The following is a 14,883-nucleotide window of genomic DNA, read 5'->3' as shown; positions in this document are numbered from 1 at the left end:
CGCAGCCGTCGCTGAGCCGGCAGATCCGCGATCTCGAACACCAGGTGGGCGTCGACCTCCTGAGCCGAAGCGTCCGCGGCGTGGAACTGACCGATGCGGGGAAGGCCTTCCTCGATCACGCCCGACTCGCGCTGATGCAGGTCGATGCCACCGTCGCGGCTGCGCGCAGAGCGGCGCGGCCAACCAGAAAGACATTCGGCATAGGCTTCCAAACCGGCCTCGAAATGGACTGGCTGCCAAGGGCGATGCATGTGCTGCGCGACCAATTGACGAACATCCAGGTCGCCGTCTCCAGCGACTATTCGCCAAGCCTTGCCGAAGCGCTCACCCGCGGCCGGATGGACTTAGCCTTCATGCGCTTGGAGCCGGGGTACAACCTCGGATACCACGTGGTGGACCGCGAGCCGCTCATCGTCCTGATGCCGAGAGACCATCGCCTCACCGCACACGAAACCGTATCTCCGCAAGATTTCATCGGCGAGATCTTCATCGGCGGTTCGAACAAGGCCGGCGTGCTGCGCGCCGTCACCGAAGACTATCTGCGCCGCTCAGAGGTCGACATCAAACTCGATCACGGGGTGGACAATATGGCGATGGCCATGTCGCTGGTCGCATCCACCCGCGGGCTGGCGCTGATGCCCGCCTACGCCAAGGGCTTGCTGCCGCGGTCCGTCGTCAGCCGCCCGCTGGAAGGCACGGCACCGACGATCGATGTAGCTGTGGGCTACAACAGAACCAACACCTCGCCGATTCTCAAGCTGTTCCTATCGCGGCTCGACGAACTGACCGGGCACGCTCAAACTTGACAGACTCAATGAGTCTCACCCATCACAAGATCGCGGCCACGTTCTGTGACAGGAAACGATCACTCCCAAATCTCTACAAACGAGACGGACCACCAAGCCGGGCAGCACACTGACCGCAGAGGTCGAACCGAGGCACTGAGGCGCGACGTCCGGCCACCGCAGCCGATGTCCTCGAACCAGTTGCCGCATAGTCGGATCGATACGGGCCAACGCGGGTGCTCGCGGTTAACGGTGGGCCAGTCGCCCAAACGAGGGGAATAGCGCACGTTTCGAATAAGTGCCCTCTGCCAGCCAACTGAGCGGTGCCGGTCAAGGGGTCCTGCAGTCGAGCCGCGCGCCAGTCAGCGATTCTGATAGCTGCCACAGCTGTTGTCCAAGTTCTGTGTTGTTGCCGTTCTTGGACGACTTGACGCTGCCGGGGAATCCGCGTAGTTGCCGAAAGCCGCTGGGGCCGACGAATGTTCCTCCGGGGATGTCCTGGGTGGCGGCGAACAGAGTGGGCAGGATGCCCTGATCGACGGCGTGGCCCACGATGCGTGAACCGATGTCGAGAAATAATCCCGACGTGCCGTCGACATGGCCGAAGAGTCCGGTGCGCACAACTCCCGGGTGCGCGGCGACCGACAAGATTTGGCTACCGCAGGCCGAAAGCTGACGGTGCAGTTCGCGAGCGAACAGTAGGTTCGCCAACTTGGAATCTTTATAGGCCTGGCTGCTGTTGTAGCGGCGTCGCCGCCAGTTGGGGTCGTCGAGGTTCAGTTTGGCGCCACGGTGGAAGTCAGAGCTCAGGGTGACGATGCGGTCGCGGATCTGGGGCAGCAGCAGATTGGTCAATGCGAAGTGGCCGAGGTGGTTGGTACCGAATTGCAGTTCGAAGCCGTCCGGGGTGCGGGCTTCAGGTACCTGCATGATGCCGGCGTTGTTGATCAGGACATCGATCGGTCCGTGCCATGACGATGCGAAGGCACGCACCGACGACAGGGAACTCAGATCAAGTTCACGGACCTCGGTGTCTCCCGCGATGCCTTCCGCTACGGCCTGCCCTTTGGCGGGGTTGCGCACGGCCAGCACGACGTGTGCGCCTGCGTGGGCTAGCGCGTCGGCGGTGCCTTTGCCCAGCCCGCTTGTGGCACCGGTGACAATGATTGTTCTGCCCGTCAAGTCGGGAAGAAGTGCAGCGGTCCAGTTCGTAACGGTCATGCGGGACTCCTTGAGAAGGTTCGGTTATGCGGTGGTGGACGGGGCACCATGGAGCCGCCACCGCGCTGGACGGCGCGACGTCTCAGACAGCTGGGGCCACACGAAACACTGGATACTCGTCGACGATGCGCTCGAAGTCGTCCAGTGGCGCCCGGCGGGTGATCGGAAAGAATGGGCGGGCGCCGGCTGAGATCTCGAGATATCGGCGCAAGATCGCGGCCCGATTAGCGGAGAAGTCCTCCACCACGGTGACGTTTTCGCGCCTGCCCCGCTGCAAAACAGCATGATTGTCGGCGCGCAGGTTGCGCACCCAGTTCGTTTTATCGCCCATCATGGCGACCAGGTAGCGCTCACCCTCGTAGTCGACGACAACGATAGGAAACGAGATCTTCCGCCCGGTCTTGCGGCCTCGAACCTCGATTGTGACAGCTTGGTTGGGTCCGATGCCCGCTGCAAAGGCGATCCCGAGCAAGCCGCTTAAGACGCGTGCCGACCGATTTGGACGCCCGTCGCGGAACTGCCACCGCTGAAACGCACTCACAGCGCCCCGCATGACACGAGCCTTCCGTTAGGGGGTACGACGGGGTTTGTGTTGGCGTTCTTGACGGTCATCGACCTGTCTGTCCGAGCGGACGTGAGCAGGGCCGACATGGTGCTGGCATGCCTGTTCACACGGGTGGGCATGAGTCTCTCGAGGCAATTCAGTCCGCTCCAGGGTGGGTTCTCGGCGAGGGATTGATCAAGATCGGTATCGGTGGGTTTGTGCACTCGATTCTCCTTGGTTGCGTTGGTCGTGCCGTTGTGGGAAGTCAGAGTTGGTAGTACGCCCAAACCTCCACATGTGTCGTTCACCCTCGCCGAAGCGGATGCCGAGGCTGCGCCGGATCCTTGGATCACAGTCCAGACTGTAATCTAGGATTGGATCAAAGTACAGACCTTGATCTCGACTCTGATCGAGATCGAGACCTATGATTCAGCGCATGAGCAGGCCGGCTCCCGACCCGAACGGCCCTGAGTACACGCCGGGCATCACGAGCGCCGGTGTGGTGGGGCAGACTCCGCCGGAGCTGCAGGGCCGCCCGGTCCCGTTGCCGCCCGCTGATCTGCCGGGACGCCGCCACCTCCTGGACCCGGGCCGCAAGTGCCGGACTACCCGCCGCCGGGCGTGCCGGTGCCCGTGGAGATTGGAGGTCGACGATCTTGAACATCCGAAACCTCAAGCTGCCTGCCGTTTCTCGGACAGCACTGGTTGTCGGCACGGTGGTGGTGCTGGCGATCGTCGGTGGGCTCATCGGCTGGAACGTGTACAAAGCTGACCACCAACACCGTGGTGGCGTACTTCCCCGACACGTTGGCTCTGCCCTTTGACCCCTTGGGGCGCGCTTGTTCAGGCGCGTCCGACGCTCCTGACGAGTTGGTCGGTCAGTGCCTGCTGAAACTCGGGATCTTCTGTATCGCGGCCATCTTCCCAGCGGGTGAGCGTAGCGATCAGTGCAGCCCCGAGGATGGCGTTGGCAGCGTCGCGGGAGTCGCTGACCGTGAATTGGTCGGTGGCGGCGCCCTCGTCGAGGAGCTTTCGAAGTGGCGTGGCGAGCATCGCGTCCTTGGCGGCCATCAGGGTTCCTAGTCGTCCGGCGGCTCCCGCGAAAGAGAGCAGGCCGGCGCATACTCCGGGCTGCCCCCCGAGGAACCCTACGAGCGCGGTTATCGCTGACCGTAGCTGGACGGCTGGTGGCCGGGGGGGTGTGACGGCGAGCTCGATTGTCTCGGCCGCGACGCGCAGATGCTCTTCCAGTAGGAACGCGACCAGGTCGTCGCGGCCAGAAAAGTGGTAGTAGAGCGTTGCGCGAGCTGAGCCGATCAGTGCGGCGATGTCCTCCAGCCGAAGTGCCGGGTCCGGGCGCAGCACCTCCTCACTCACACTGACCAGCCGCTCGACCAGCTTGGACGGTGGCCTCCTCATGCGGCCAATCATAGCCCTCAATCTCGATCAGAGTCGAGATTGCAGTCTGGACTGTGATCCAAGAACTCGCCGCAGCCTCGGCATCCGCTCAGGCCGGGGTGATCACATATATGGAGGTTGGGGCGAAGTGCGGTCGGGTGTCTTCGAGGGTGGACCACACCACGTGGCGCAGTTCGGTGTCCTTGGCGGCGCGGGCGGCGGCGGCCTGGTCGAGTTCCATCTGGGTGCGGGTGCGGACCTGCTCCTGTTCGGGGGTGCGCTGGGCCCAGAAGTTGGTCACCACGTAGGCGCCGTAGGCGCCGTCGAAGGCCTTGCGCACGCTGGTCGCATCGTCAAGGTCTGCCTCGATCACGTCAACCCTCGTGAGGCGAGTTCACGCGCCCGATCCGAGCCGGCATTGCGGGTCAGCGCCCGCGCCGTGAACGCGCCCGCCGGGTCGGCCAGGATCGCGCGGACCAGGCCGCCGCCCTGAGCGCCGGTCGCGCCCACCACCGCAATGATCTTCTTGTCGCTCATGTCTACTCCTTTGATTGACCTGTTCTTTCCTGGTCTCGCCTTACGCGAGCAGGTCTGGGATGAGCCGGCCCAGCAGGTCGGTGAGGTGGGCGTCGAACTGTTCTGGTGACCAGCCCCGGATCCCCACGAGGAGGTGGTAGACCTCTGGGCCGCCCAGGGCAAACAGGAGGTCGGCGGCCTCCTCCCGGGTGACGCCGGAACGCAGGCCGTCCTCGCCGGCGAGAACGTCCACGATCCGCACGACGCTGGCCCGACGCCATCGCAGCAGGTCGCGGGCCAGACCAGCGATCTCCTCATCGGCGCGGGCCCCTTCCCGCACCACCCGCTCGAATGGCTCCACCCGCGGCAGCGCCGCCGACAGCAGGGTCACCAGTCGCCGGGCACGTTCCCGCTGATCGGGATGACCGACGATCTCAGGCCAGACGTCCGGCGGCTGGGGGTCGGGAAGGGCACTGGCCAGGGCCTCGTCGATCAACGCGGAGAGCACCGCCCGCTTGGTACCGAACACCGCGTAGACCGTGGCGGGCGCCACGGCCGCCTCCTCGGCAATGACCTTGACGGTGGTCGTCGTCCATCCCCCGTGGAGGAACTGCGCCCGCGCCGCGTCCAGGATCCGTCGCCGGGTGGCCTGCGCCTGCTCGGCCCGCAGCGGTGAGGAGTAGGTGCGGTTCATATTAGACAGAGTATCACTTGAATGAATATGCTTCGACTCTGGCTGATAGCGCCGTTCCGGACTGTATTCCACACTTGCGGAGCACAGCGGCACGAACACCACAGCAGCGGGGGAGAGCGCCCATGCATGTCTTCGAGGTCCGCAACGCCGAACTGCTCGAATCGATCACCCAACAAGCCGCCGAACACGGCATCACCTCCGCGGCGATCGTCGCGCTGATCGGCGGCATCGACAGCTTCACGGTGTCCACCAACCCCGCCGACGACCCGACTGCACACACCATCGCCAGCTACCCGCTGCCAGCCGAGATGACCGCCACCGGGGAGATCGTCGACGGCAAGCCCCACATCCACGCCGTGATGGCCGTCCAGGGAGACCGCGCCATCGGCGGGCATCTGCACCAGGCGCACCTTGGCACCTCGTTCGCCCGCGCCTACGTGATTCCCTCCGAGCACCACATCGAGGTGCCCGCCCACGAGCAGGTCGTGTTCGAACAGTTTCCGGATGAAGGCGCCCCTGCAGGCTGGGGGCGGATCAACGACACCCGAGTCGGGCCCCCGTAACCGGCGGACAGACCTGCGACTGTGCGGCTGTGGAACCGCCCCCGACCGCCCCCGGACGCCGAGCACAACCACCACCAACCTCGATAGGAATCGACATGAGTTCATCTCAACTGCTGGTGACCGGCGCGACCGGGTCGACCGGCTACGCTGCGGTCCAGGGCCTTCAGGACAGCGGCAACCACGTCCGGGCACTCGTGCACCACGACGGCCCGCGAGCCGACGCTGCGCGCCCTCGGTGTCGAGATCGTGATCGGCGACCTGCTCGACATCGACAGCGTTCAAGCGGCTATGCGGGACATCGACGCCGCCTACTTCGTGTTCCCCATTAATCCCCGACTACTCGATGCCACAGCGTATTTCGCGCAGGCAGCACACGAAGCGGGCGTCGGCGCCATCGTCAACCTGTCACAGCGGACCGCGCGCCGAGACTCCAAAAGCCATTCCGCGCAGAACCATTGGATCGCCGAGCGCATCTTCGACTGGTCCGGCATCCCGGTCACCCATCTGCGCCCCACCCTGTTCGATGAATGGCTCACCTACGACTTCTCCATCGGCGCCATCATCGACAACGACGTCCTCGCCATCCCTTTCGGCACCGGACGGTTTTCACCCATCGCCGCATACGATCAGGGCCGGGTCATCGCCGCCGTTCTTTCCGATCCGAAACCGCACGCGGGGAAGACGTACCTCCTCGACGGGCCGGCGGAGATGGACGCAGCGGACATGGCCGGCGCACTCAGCGACGTCCTGGGCCGGCCGATCCGCTACTACGATCTCCCGATTGCCGACTTCCAGGCCGCCGCGGCCGCGATACCGCGCCTGGGAAGCTACGTCGGCCAACACATCGGCGCCGTCATGGTCGACCTCCAAGACGGCCTCCTCGCCGGCACCACCAACACCGTCGAACAACTCACCGGCACCGCCCCGATGAGCGTGCACGACTTCGTCGTCGCCAACCGCGACCTCTTCATCAAACCCGCCACCGCCTCGGTCTGACACGCCAGCCTTCGCTGCGCCGTGCGCGCCGGCGCGATCCGAACGGGTGGGACACGTACCGCCGCGCGCATCTTGGGTGAACTGCAGGCAGCTGTCGAACCTAACGTCGGTGAATCTAGCTCGGTTATGAAAGTCCCGATGAGCGTCACGACTTCGTGCTGCTCCCGCTTCGGCGTGACACGAGAACCGAAACGCCCAGGTCAGCACCCAGTCTCCATCTCACGTGCGGGCCCGACGACCGACCGTTACCGCATACAAGGAGCAGATGATGGACACAGTTGAGACCTTGACTCAGCGAAACGCAGAGTTCGCGGCGCACCGCTTCGCCGCCGGCCTACAGATGACGCCGTCACTGAAAACCATCGTCATCGGCTGCGTAGACCCACGGGTGGACCCGGCTCAAATCCTGGGAATCGACCTAGGGGAAGTTGCGGTCATCCGCAACATCGGCGGGCGCGTCACGGCTACGACCCTGCAAGAACTGGCATTGCTGCGCAAGCTCACCCAAGCCAGGGGAAGCGACCTCGATCAAGGATGGAACCTCATCGTCCTGCAGCACACCGACTGCGGAATTGTTCGCCTACAAAGCCAGCCAGAAATGTTGGCCGACTACCTCAACATCAACGAGGAAAGCTTGGCCGCGCAGAAGGTCGGCGACCCCACGGCAGCCGTCGAACTCGATATCGCCGGCCTCAGAGCCGCACCCGCCCTCCCGCGCGGGTTGCGCATCTCCGGGTTCGTCTACGACGTGACGACAGGACAAATCGAAACAGTCGACGCGCGATGAGAACAACAACTAACCCCCGAAGGCTAATGCCGGCGTTTAGATGTCCGAGGACAGATCGGGCCCAACTGGTATCCAGGCGCCGATTCGTCGACGACGACATCCAGCACGATCGATCAACACGACCCCGATCGACGGCGCTTCCGCGAAGCACCCGGCTTGTTCGACATCGGGGGCCAACCACCCGTCATCGAACAGCTCAGTAAACCGTTGCGCGTCGTCTCCGCACTCGGAGCTGGCCGGAGCCACGTCAACCGGCGGCCACGACGTTTGACACAGAGAGGCGCCGTCTGCAGACGTGTCGATTCTCAAACTGCGTGTCATGTGACGAAGCGCTGACCAGCGGTGATGCAGAGTGTCTCACGTCGTGTCATCTGGATTTTGTCTCAAACTCGTGTCATTTCTTCAGCCGCTGCATCTGAGGTCACTTCAGCGTGCTCGGCTTGTCGGTGTGGGCGCCGTCCCGCAAGGACAGCATTGCGTCACCTGACAGCGACTGTAGTAGGCGGTGCATTAGTGCCTGAGCTGATAGACGAACTTCTTCGCACCGAACTGATGCGTCTGAATCGGGTTGCCCGAGAACGGTTTCAACTAGTCCTCGTGGATAACCGCTGTTATCCATCAGTCCGATGCGGTACGTCGACCGCGCATCATCGGTTCTCCGGGCGCGCCGATAATGTCCGGCCTCGTCAGCTGCCGGGTCCGACGTTCGACCCGATCGGGTCTGTCGGGGCTACTTACCGGGTGTGGCGAAGACGAACAACGCTATAGACGCGAGTTGATGAAGAAGACGGCTTCGACCAGGTCCAGCCACTTACACTAGTCATGTATCTTTACTACAATAGTCGTTCAGCGGCGCCGACGACACCAGCAACACGTGGCGAAGTCGCTGAGGCGGAGATGGCGCGTGCGGAACGCAGCGAGCGCACCGCTGCGCACGCGCCGCGGCGGTCGGGTCCACGATGATCAGGCTCGGTGGCATTGACGTGGGGTGTGAATCCCGTGGGATCAGGTGGGCGAATGGAGCCGAGGGCGGCATGGACGACGAGCAGCGGGTTGATCTGGGGGTGTCTTTGTTCATCCCGTACCGGTACACCGAAGACCGGATTTTCCGGGCGCTCCAGGATGCCGGATTCGACGACTGGACCCTTGCCCAGTGCCGCGTGTTTCAACGCATCACCCCTGACGGTTCGCGCCTCACAGACCTCGCTGACCAGGCTCAAATGAGCAAGCAGAGCGCGGGCGCGCTGGTCGATCAACTCGAACGTTTGGGCTATGTCCGCCGGGTCTCCGACCCCGCGGATGGCCGCGCTCGATTGATCGTGATCGAGCAACGTGGTCGGCAGGCGGTCGAGGTAGCCAAGGTGACACTCGACGAGATCCTCTCGGAGTGGAAGGCCTACTTGGGCACCCGCAACTTCACGTTGTTGCACCAGATCCTGGATCAACTCCGCGAGATCACCGACCCCTACCGGCGGTAAACCCGGCCGCGCTGAGCCGTCCGCCCCCGACCCCCTGTTCGCCCGAGCCGCCGGAGCCGCCGGAGCCAGCGGACGACAGCAGGCTTCGACACCGCCTTGACATTAGTCAGCTTTGTTGACTAATGTCGTCAATGATCCTGACGATTTCCGGTGATGGACGGGCGGTTGCCGCGATGCACGGTCAAAAGACACCGCGCACCAGCACGCCCATGCATCCCTCAATAGAAAGCGAAATATTATGAAGTTTCTTGTCCTTGGAGCAACCGGCCGCACCGGCGTCCCCTTCGTCAAAAAGGCACTCGACCAGGGGCACCAGGTCACCGCCCTCGTTCGGAGGGCCGACGCCACCGTTGACCCGCGCGTTCAAATCGTCAGCGGCGACGTCACCGACGCGGCCGTGATCGCGACGGCAGCCCAAGGCCACGACGCGGTCATCAGCACGCTCGGAGTCAAAAACGTCCGCGAAACCCCGACGCTGATCACGGACACCGTCCGCGCCGTCATCGCGTCCGCGAAAACATCAGGCGTTGACCGTTTCCTCATCGTGTCCGCATTCGGCGTCGGCGACTCCCTCGCCAAGGCATCGTTCCTGGCCGGCCTGTTTTTCCGCACTGCGCTGCGCAAAAAATACGCAGACAAAGCCGCGTCCGAAGTGCTATTGAGGGCCAGCGATCTGACATGGACCCTCGCATACCCCGGAGCGTTAAACGACCGAGACAGCACCCGCTACACCGCGGTCGCGCTCGAGGACGTCACGAAATTGCCGATCTTCCCCTCAACCTCTCGCGCAAACGTCGCCGACTTCCTCTTCCACTCCGCGGTGGAAGACACCTTCATTCGTCAGACCGTCGTCGTCACCGACACCAAATAGGTCGCCGATGCAGTACGAACGCGGCGAATTCGACATCGCCGCCATCGGCCGGGCCGCCCTGGCCAACCCAGACTTCGTCAACAAGCTCCGCACCGGACGCAACCAGGAGTTGATCCCCTACAACGAGCACCAACACAAACTCACACTCCGCTGACCATCACCCCGCCGGCATCGCCGCGAAGCCTGCGGCATTAATCGACGGGACTTCCTTGATTCGTTGCCGTCGCGCGGTCGTGTTGCCTTGCAACAGATTGGCGACCTACGACGGCGAGCAGGCGCAGCTTGTCCATGCTCGATGTCCCAGCGGGCGGCGTGAGCACTACTAGCTGCTGGCCGTCGGTGGTCGCAAGCACTTCGCAGTCCAGAGCGATGGGACCGACCTGTGTGAGGAAGGTCTTGCGCTGCATGCGCCGTAATGCCACCTCGTGACGCGTCCACAACTCGCCAAATTCGGGGCTGTGCTTCAGTAGGCCGTCTACGAGTTCACGCATGTCGGGATCGTTGCGCCGGCGAGCCCATGCCGCCCGCAGATCCGCGACCCGGCTGCGACTGTGTTGGCTGTGTTCGTCTCGCGGGATCGCGTCACGGGAGCGTGGATCGGTGAACCAACGCCAGCACATGCTGGCCTGAAGCCCCATGTCGCCGGTAGCCACCTCGCCCATCAGTACTTTGGCCATATCGTTTTGGGCAAGCACGATCTCGGTGTCCGAGCATACGAAGGCCGCCGCGTCCCGCAGCTGATCGAGCAGGAACAGGAGGGCGGGCCGCACGTGCAGGGAACGCCCTGGGCGGTCGGGGACGGCATGACCGGCCAGTCGATAGAGGTGGTCGGTTTCGTCGTCGGTCAGGCGCAGTGCGCGGGCGAGCGCGCGGACCATCTGCGGGGACGGCTGGGTGCTGCGGGCCTGCTCGAGGCGGCTGTAATAGTCCACTGACATGCCGGTCAACTGGGCCACTTCTTCACGCCGCAAGCCAGTCGTGCGGCGGCGCGGACCGGGCGACAATCCCACGTCTGCGGGACTGATCACCTCGCGGCGGCGCCGCAGGAACTCAGCCAGCGCGTCACGATCCATCCGTCCATTGTGGCCACGATGTCTGTGCTTAGCCAGGGACTCCCAGTCCGCGGTTAGCCGCGTCCTAGTTGCGCCGCCGTGTTCGACGCAGACTGGCCTGGTGCAAACGAAGCAAACTCGACCGGTCGGCACTGATTGGAGCAGCTGCCCGACTGACCGAGCGGCGAGCGACCCGACGCCGTCAGCTCTCAAGCCCTAGCCCGGCCACCCGAGAAACGTTCTGCGGCAACATATGCGGCCCGCGAAACCATGCCGCGCAGCACTCAAAGCACGGCGCGTCAGACCTAACGAACCAGGAGAACACCATGCGGTACCGCACACTGGGCCGAACCGGCATCAGGGTCAGCCCATACGCGTTGGGCGCCATGATGTTCGGCGCGATCGGCAACCCCGACCACGATGAGTCCATCCGCATGATCCACCGGGCACTGGATGCCGGGATCAACGTCATCGACACCGCCCCGGCGTATTCCGCCGGGGAGTCCGAAGAGATCGTCGGTAAGGCGATCAAGGGCCGGCGCGACGACGTGATCTTGGCGACCAAAGTGCATCGTGTGATAAGGGACGAGCCTATCCAGGGCGGCAATTCCCGTCTGTGGATTACGGCATCGGTCGATAAGTCGCTGCGCCGCTTGCAGACCGATTACATCGACCTCTACCAGATCCACCGGCCCGACCCCGACACTGACATCGCGGAGACGCTGTCGGTGCTGTCGGATCTGGTCCACAGCGGCAAGGTCCGCGCCATCGGGTCCTCGACCATGCCCGCGTCAGACATGGTCGAAGCGCAGTGGGTCGCCGAACGACGCGGCTTGGAACGGTTCCGCAGCGAGCAACCCACCTACTCGATCCTCAACCGCGGCATCGAGGCCGAGGTTCTGCCGGTGGCCCAGCGCTACGGGATGGGCATCTTGGCGTGGAGCCCGCTCGCGCAGGGGTTGCTCACCGGCCGTGCCCGCAAGGGGCAGCAGCAGACTGACCTTCGCCGCGCGGCGCTGTTCAGGCATCTCAGTGACGAAAGCCGGCTTGACGCTGTCGAAGAGTTGATCGCGCTAGCCGACGGTGCCGGGTTGCCGCTGCGGCACATGGCGGTCGCGTTCGCCATCGCCCATCCCGCAGTGAGCAGCGCCATCATCGGCCCGCGCACCATGGATCACCTCGAGGATCTACTCGCCGGCGCCGACATCACCCTTACCGACGACATCCTCGATCGCATCGACCACATCGTTGCCCCCGGCACCGACGTCGGCACCCTCGACATGGCCTACCGGCCCCCGGCGCTGCTCGAGCCGGCGTTGCGCCGTCGCCCCAGACGCGCATCCGCGGCGGCCTGATCGCGATCGATCAACCGGCGCACACGGTCTGTGGGAAGGAAAACTCATGCCAAATCACTCTTTTGGGAACCCTGTGCCCACGTTCTCGTTGGCCGAGCGTGACCGCCGCTGGAACCTTGCGCGGGCCTTCATGAGCCGCCACGGTTTGGATGCGCTGCTGGTTTACGGCGAACATGAGGACGCCGGCGCGTCGCAGTTCAACTTCGATACGTGGTTCACCAACGATCGCCCCGGAACGACGGTCCTGATGCCCAGCGACGGGGAGCCCATCGCGTTCCTACCGATGCCGCTATACGTACTCGATCGGTTGGAAGCCGCTCGGCGTGGTGATGACTGCTGGGTGTCGGCGAAAAGCATTCGTATTGGACGCAATTCAGACGAACTCGCCGAAGTGTTGATCGCGCAAGGGCTGAGTACATCGACGATCGGGGTCATCGGGTTGGATCCCCATGTCCCCTGGCATCCCCATCGCATCATTCCATATCAGTTCTGGCACAACATCATCGCCGCCTTCCGCGACATCGAGTTCAGGCCTGTCGGCGGCGAGTTCGGGCAGTTCATCATGGCACTGAGCGCCGAGGAAATAGCGGTGTTGCGTCATGCAGCACTCCTCGGTGACGTCATCGTCGACGCCGTGGTGGCTACGGCCCGTCCCGGGGTGTCCGAAGCTGAGATCTACGCTGCCGGAACGGCGGCGGCGATCAACCGCGGAACCGTCGTGCCTGGGATGCATCTGTGGTCGGGCGCAGACTTCGCCGCCTCCGGCCCACCCCAGTGGGGATATCGACCGACGCGCCCGCGGACGTTGCAGGACCGTGATTTCCTCGCTGCCGAGGTGTTCAGCTGTTTCGGTCAGCGCCATACGCAGCATCAAGTGGCGATCGCGATCGGTGAGGTGCATCCCGACATCGAACACGCGGCAGCGGTCGCGCGCGCCTGCTATGAGGCCGGTCTAGCGACGCTCACCACGCAAGCGACCTTCGGAGAGGTCGCTGACGCGATGCTCGCGCCCGTCGAAGCCGCCGGTGGATGGGTCCGCGGGCCACAGATTCACTCGCTCAACCCGTTTGGCGCCATAGCCCGCTACATCGGCCGCTATCAGGTCGAAGGGATGGAGGACTATCCCAAAGCGGCATCCGTTCCGACCAGGTACGCCGACATGAAACTACAACCGGGCATGTCGTTCGCCTTTGAACCCAGTTGCGGATTCAGACGCCACCTCGTCACAATCGGCGGAACGGTGATCGTAGGCGAGGCAGAACCGATCGAACTCAATCCCGCTACGGCGCAATTGCTTCGCGTACAGAAGTAGCCGACAGATCACCCAGCCGGCTCGCTCTGTCACTTCACCACCTCCGAATCGACCCGACCAAAGAAACGAAACGCATATGTATACACAAGAAGCGGTGTCCTCCCGCGACGGCACGACGATCGGCTACCGTCGCTATGGTCGCGGACCGGGACTGATTCTCGTGCAGGGCGCGATGGGAGTCGCGCAGCACTATGACCAACTGGCCCAATCACTCGCCGCGCAGTTCACCGTGTTGGTGCCCGACCGCCGTGGCCGAGCCGCCAGCGCGAAGGCGTTCACTGACGACCACACCTACCAACGGGATGTGGAGGACATTGCGGCCGTGCTCGAAGCGACCGGCGCCCACGTGCTGTTCGGGCTGAGCTCGGGCGCCCTTCTTGCGATCGAATCGGCCAGGCAACTGTCTTCCGTCAACGCGGTGGCGCTCTACGAGCCACCGTTCCAACTGCACGGAATGCCGACGGGGCAGATCGAACGGCTGTCACGCGAGATCGACGCCGGTCGACTGGACGCGGCATTCGTCACCCTCATGCGCATCGTAAAACTTGCGCCTGCGCCCCTTCTCGCCCTTCCTCGGCCCCTCCTGGCAGCGATCTTCCGCCGAGTGATTCGCCACCAGGCAAAGGTGCCCTCGACCGACTACGCGCCCCTGACCGAACTCATCCCGTCGACGCGGTACGACTTCCGCGTGCTCACCGAAATTGCCGGCCGAATCGACGACTACCGCGCACTGGACAAGGATGTCCTGCTCCTCGGGGGCACGAAGAGCCCCCGATACCTGCGCGATGGTTTAATCGCGCTGGAGGCCATTCTTCCGAGCAACCGCCGCGTGACCCTGTCCCGAATGAACCACACCGGACCCTGGAATGCTGACCAACACGGTCAACCCAACCGTGTGGCAAGCGAATTGGCGACATTCTTCGTTCCGGGCGCCGATCGCGCCGCTCGAGGCTGAACTGGCGTTGACCCGGGATGCGTGCGAGTTGTTCAATGCCGGGCGGTGGTGCCCACAAAACGCCGACGCGCGAAGAAGAATGTAGGTTCTCACGCTGCGTGGCGGATAGGGACGTCTCTTGCTGCAAGTTTGCAGAATTCTCATCAAGATGGCGGACGCGTTTTTCTCATCTTCGTGGCGAATCCTAGAACCGTACGGTCGTGCAGTTCGGCGGCTCGCGCAGGAGGGACGGCGCAGCACGCAACCTACGACGCCTGGAATTCAGAGCGTCGAGTTTGCAGGGCGTTGGAGGTCATGCACGGAGAGACCGCTCCGACACCAACGAAGTTGTGGCAGCTCTAAACCAGTTGTGCGAC

General features: G+C 63.9%; 15 protein-coding genes and 1 pseudogene. 10 read left to right on the top strand and 6 right to left on the bottom strand.

The features are described from left to right. The coding region (locus WAN71_RS04750) for a LysR substrate-binding domain-containing protein (RefSeq protein ID WP_422224227.1) at nt 1-806 on the top strand (806 nt) is incomplete at its 5' end. A gap of 309 nt (nt 807-1,115) precedes the next feature. On the opposite strand, the gene WAN71_RS04745 is transcribed toward WAN71_RS04750, so the two are convergent. The 5 genes and pseudogenes from WAN71_RS04745 to WAN71_RS04725 all read right to left on the bottom strand — a co-directional run bounded on the left by WAN71_RS04745 (nt 1,116) and on the right by WAN71_RS04725 (nt 5,158). Beyond that, on the bottom strand, nt 1,116-2,006 hold the full coding sequence (locus WAN71_RS04745) for an oxidoreductase (protein WP_422224226.1): 891 nt from the start codon (nt 2,004-2,006) through the stop codon (nt 1,116-1,118). An 82-nt stretch (nt 2,007-2,088) separates the two neighbouring features. After that, nucleotides 2,089-2,559 carry a nitroreductase/quinone reductase family protein gene (locus tag WAN71_RS04740; protein ID WP_422224225.1) on the bottom strand — a complete coding sequence of 157 codons (471 nt, stop codon included), beginning with the start codon at nt 2,557-2,559 and terminating at the stop codon, nt 2,089-2,091. Nucleotides 2,560-3,393: 834 nt separating this feature from the next. Continuing rightward, a complete protein-coding gene (locus WAN71_RS04735; RefSeq protein ID WP_422224224.1) occupies nt 3,394-3,969 on the bottom strand; it encodes a TetR/AcrR family transcriptional regulator in 576 nt (191 codons plus the stop codon). Between the two features lie 88 nt (nt 3,970-4,057). Further along, nucleotides 4,058-4,485: pseudogene (locus tag WAN71_RS04730) on the bottom strand (NmrA family NAD(P)-binding protein). A gap of 40 nt (nt 4,486-4,525) precedes the next feature. Then, nucleotides 4,526-5,158, bottom strand: a complete 633-nt coding sequence (locus WAN71_RS04725; RefSeq protein WP_422224223.1) for a TetR/AcrR family transcriptional regulator — start codon at nt 5,156-5,158, stop codon at nt 4,526-4,528. A gap of 122 nt (nt 5,159-5,280) precedes the next feature. Between WAN71_RS04725 and WAN71_RS04720 the strand changes: the two genes are divergently transcribed. The 6 genes from WAN71_RS04720 (at nt 5,281) to WAN71_RS04695 (ending at nt 10,007) form a co-directional block, all read left to right on the top strand. Continuing rightward, nucleotides 5,281-5,721 carry a PCC domain-containing protein gene (locus WAN71_RS04720; protein WP_422224222.1) on the top strand — a complete coding sequence of 147 codons (441 nt, stop codon included), beginning with the start codon at nt 5,281-5,283 and terminating at the stop codon, nt 5,719-5,721. 147 nt (nt 5,722-5,868) lie between these two features. Next, nucleotides 5,869-6,717 (top strand): NmrA family NAD(P)-binding protein, encoded by an 849-nt coding sequence (locus tag WAN71_RS04715; RefSeq protein WP_422224228.1) that lies wholly within the window; start codon nt 5,869-5,871, stop codon nt 6,715-6,717. Nucleotides 6,718-6,985: 268 nt separating this feature from the next. Then, nucleotides 6,986-7,504, top strand: coding sequence for a carbonic anhydrase (locus WAN71_RS04710; protein ID WP_422224221.1), 519 nt, complete (start codon nt 6,986-6,988; stop codon nt 7,502-7,504). Nucleotides 7,505-8,538: 1,034 nt separating this feature from the next. After that, a complete protein-coding gene (locus WAN71_RS04705; protein ID WP_422224220.1) occupies nt 8,539-8,982 on the top strand; it encodes a MarR family winged helix-turn-helix transcriptional regulator in 444 nt (147 codons plus the stop codon). A 238-nt stretch (nt 8,983-9,220) separates the two neighbouring features. Then, nucleotides 9,221-9,853, top strand: coding sequence for an NAD(P)-dependent oxidoreductase (locus WAN71_RS04700; protein WP_422224219.1), 633 nt, complete (start codon nt 9,221-9,223; stop codon nt 9,851-9,853). Between the two features lie 7 nt (nt 9,854-9,860). Beyond that, nucleotides 9,861-10,007 (top strand): hypothetical protein, encoded by a 147-nt coding sequence (locus WAN71_RS04695; RefSeq protein WP_422224218.1) that lies wholly within the window; start codon nt 9,861-9,863, stop codon nt 10,005-10,007. Nucleotides 10,008-10,044: 37 nt separating this feature from the next. Here WAN71_RS04695 and WAN71_RS04690 read toward each other — a convergent pair whose 3' ends face one another. After that, nucleotides 10,045-10,926 (bottom strand): helix-turn-helix transcriptional regulator, encoded by an 882-nt coding sequence (locus WAN71_RS04690; RefSeq protein ID WP_422224217.1) that lies wholly within the window; start codon nt 10,924-10,926, stop codon nt 10,045-10,047. A 305-nt stretch (nt 10,927-11,231) separates the two neighbouring features. Here WAN71_RS04690 and WAN71_RS04685 point away from each other — a divergent pair, with 305 nt between their 5' ends. The 3 genes from WAN71_RS04685 to WAN71_RS04675 all read left to right on the top strand — a co-directional run bounded on the left by WAN71_RS04685 (nt 11,232) and on the right by WAN71_RS04675 (nt 14,527). Continuing rightward, nucleotides 11,232-12,260, top strand: a complete 1,029-nt coding sequence (locus WAN71_RS04685; protein WP_422224216.1) for an aldo/keto reductase — start codon at nt 11,232-11,234, stop codon at nt 12,258-12,260. Between the two features lie 46 nt (nt 12,261-12,306). Then, entirely contained in the window at nt 12,307-13,572 is a 1,266-nt protein-coding gene (locus WAN71_RS04680; RefSeq protein WP_422224215.1) for a M24 family metallopeptidase, read from the top strand. A 76-nt stretch (nt 13,573-13,648) separates the two neighbouring features. Beyond that, nucleotides 13,649-14,527, top strand: a complete 879-nt coding sequence (locus WAN71_RS04675) for an alpha/beta hydrolase (RefSeq protein WP_422224214.1) — start codon at nt 13,649-13,651, stop codon at nt 14,525-14,527. Nucleotides 14,528-14,883: the final 356 nt, after the last annotated feature.

The organism is Mycobacterium sp. (genome assembly GCF_049280035.1).
Lineage (GTDB): Bacteria > Actinomycetota > Actinomycetes > Mycobacteriales > Mycobacteriaceae > Mycobacterium.
The sequence above is the reverse complement of the archived record's forward strand: the minus strand, read 5'-3'. Positions and strand labels throughout refer to the sequence as shown.

What these genes read in the sequence shown, in the direction of transcription:
- WAN71_RS04745 (WP_422224226.1), bottom strand. Translation starts at nt 2,006, where the DNA reads ATGACCGTTACGAACTGGACCGCTGCACTTCTTCCCGACTTGACGGGC.
- WAN71_RS04740 (WP_422224225.1), bottom strand. Translation starts at nt 2,559, where the DNA reads ATGCGGGGCGCTGTGAGTGCGTTTCAGCGGTGGCAGTTCCGCGACGGG.
- WAN71_RS04735 (WP_422224224.1), bottom strand. Translation starts at nt 3,969, where the DNA reads ATGAGGAGGCCACCGTCCAAGCTGGTCGAGCGGCTGGTCAGTGTGAGT.
- WAN71_RS04725 (WP_422224223.1), bottom strand. Translation starts at nt 5,158, where the DNA reads ATGAACCGCACCTACTCCTCACCGCTGCGGGCCGAGCAGGCGCAGGCC.
- WAN71_RS04720 (WP_422224222.1), top strand. Translation starts at nt 5,281, where the DNA reads ATGCATGTCTTCGAGGTCCGCAACGCCGAACTGCTCGAATCGATCACC.
- WAN71_RS04710 (WP_422224221.1), top strand. Translation starts at nt 6,986, where the DNA reads ATGGACACAGTTGAGACCTTGACTCAGCGAAACGCAGAGTTCGCGGCG.
- WAN71_RS04705 (WP_422224220.1), top strand. Translation starts at nt 8,539, where the DNA reads ATGGACGACGAGCAGCGGGTTGATCTGGGGGTGTCTTTGTTCATCCCG.
- WAN71_RS04700 (WP_422224219.1), top strand. Translation starts at nt 9,221, where the DNA reads ATGAAGTTTCTTGTCCTTGGAGCAACCGGCCGCACCGGCGTCCCCTTC.
- WAN71_RS04695 (WP_422224218.1), top strand. Translation starts at nt 9,861, where the DNA reads ATGCAGTACGAACGCGGCGAATTCGACATCGCCGCCATCGGCCGGGCC.
- WAN71_RS04690 (WP_422224217.1), bottom strand. Translation starts at nt 10,926, where the DNA reads ATGGATCGTGACGCGCTGGCTGAGTTCCTGCGGCGCCGCCGCGAGGTG.
- WAN71_RS04685 (WP_422224216.1), top strand. Translation starts at nt 11,232, where the DNA reads ATGCGGTACCGCACACTGGGCCGAACCGGCATCAGGGTCAGCCCATAC.
- WAN71_RS04680 (WP_422224215.1), top strand. Translation starts at nt 12,307, where the DNA reads ATGCCAAATCACTCTTTTGGGAACCCTGTGCCCACGTTCTCGTTGGCC.
- WAN71_RS04675 (WP_422224214.1), top strand. Translation starts at nt 13,649, where the DNA reads ATGTATACACAAGAAGCGGTGTCCTCCCGCGACGGCACGACGATCGGC.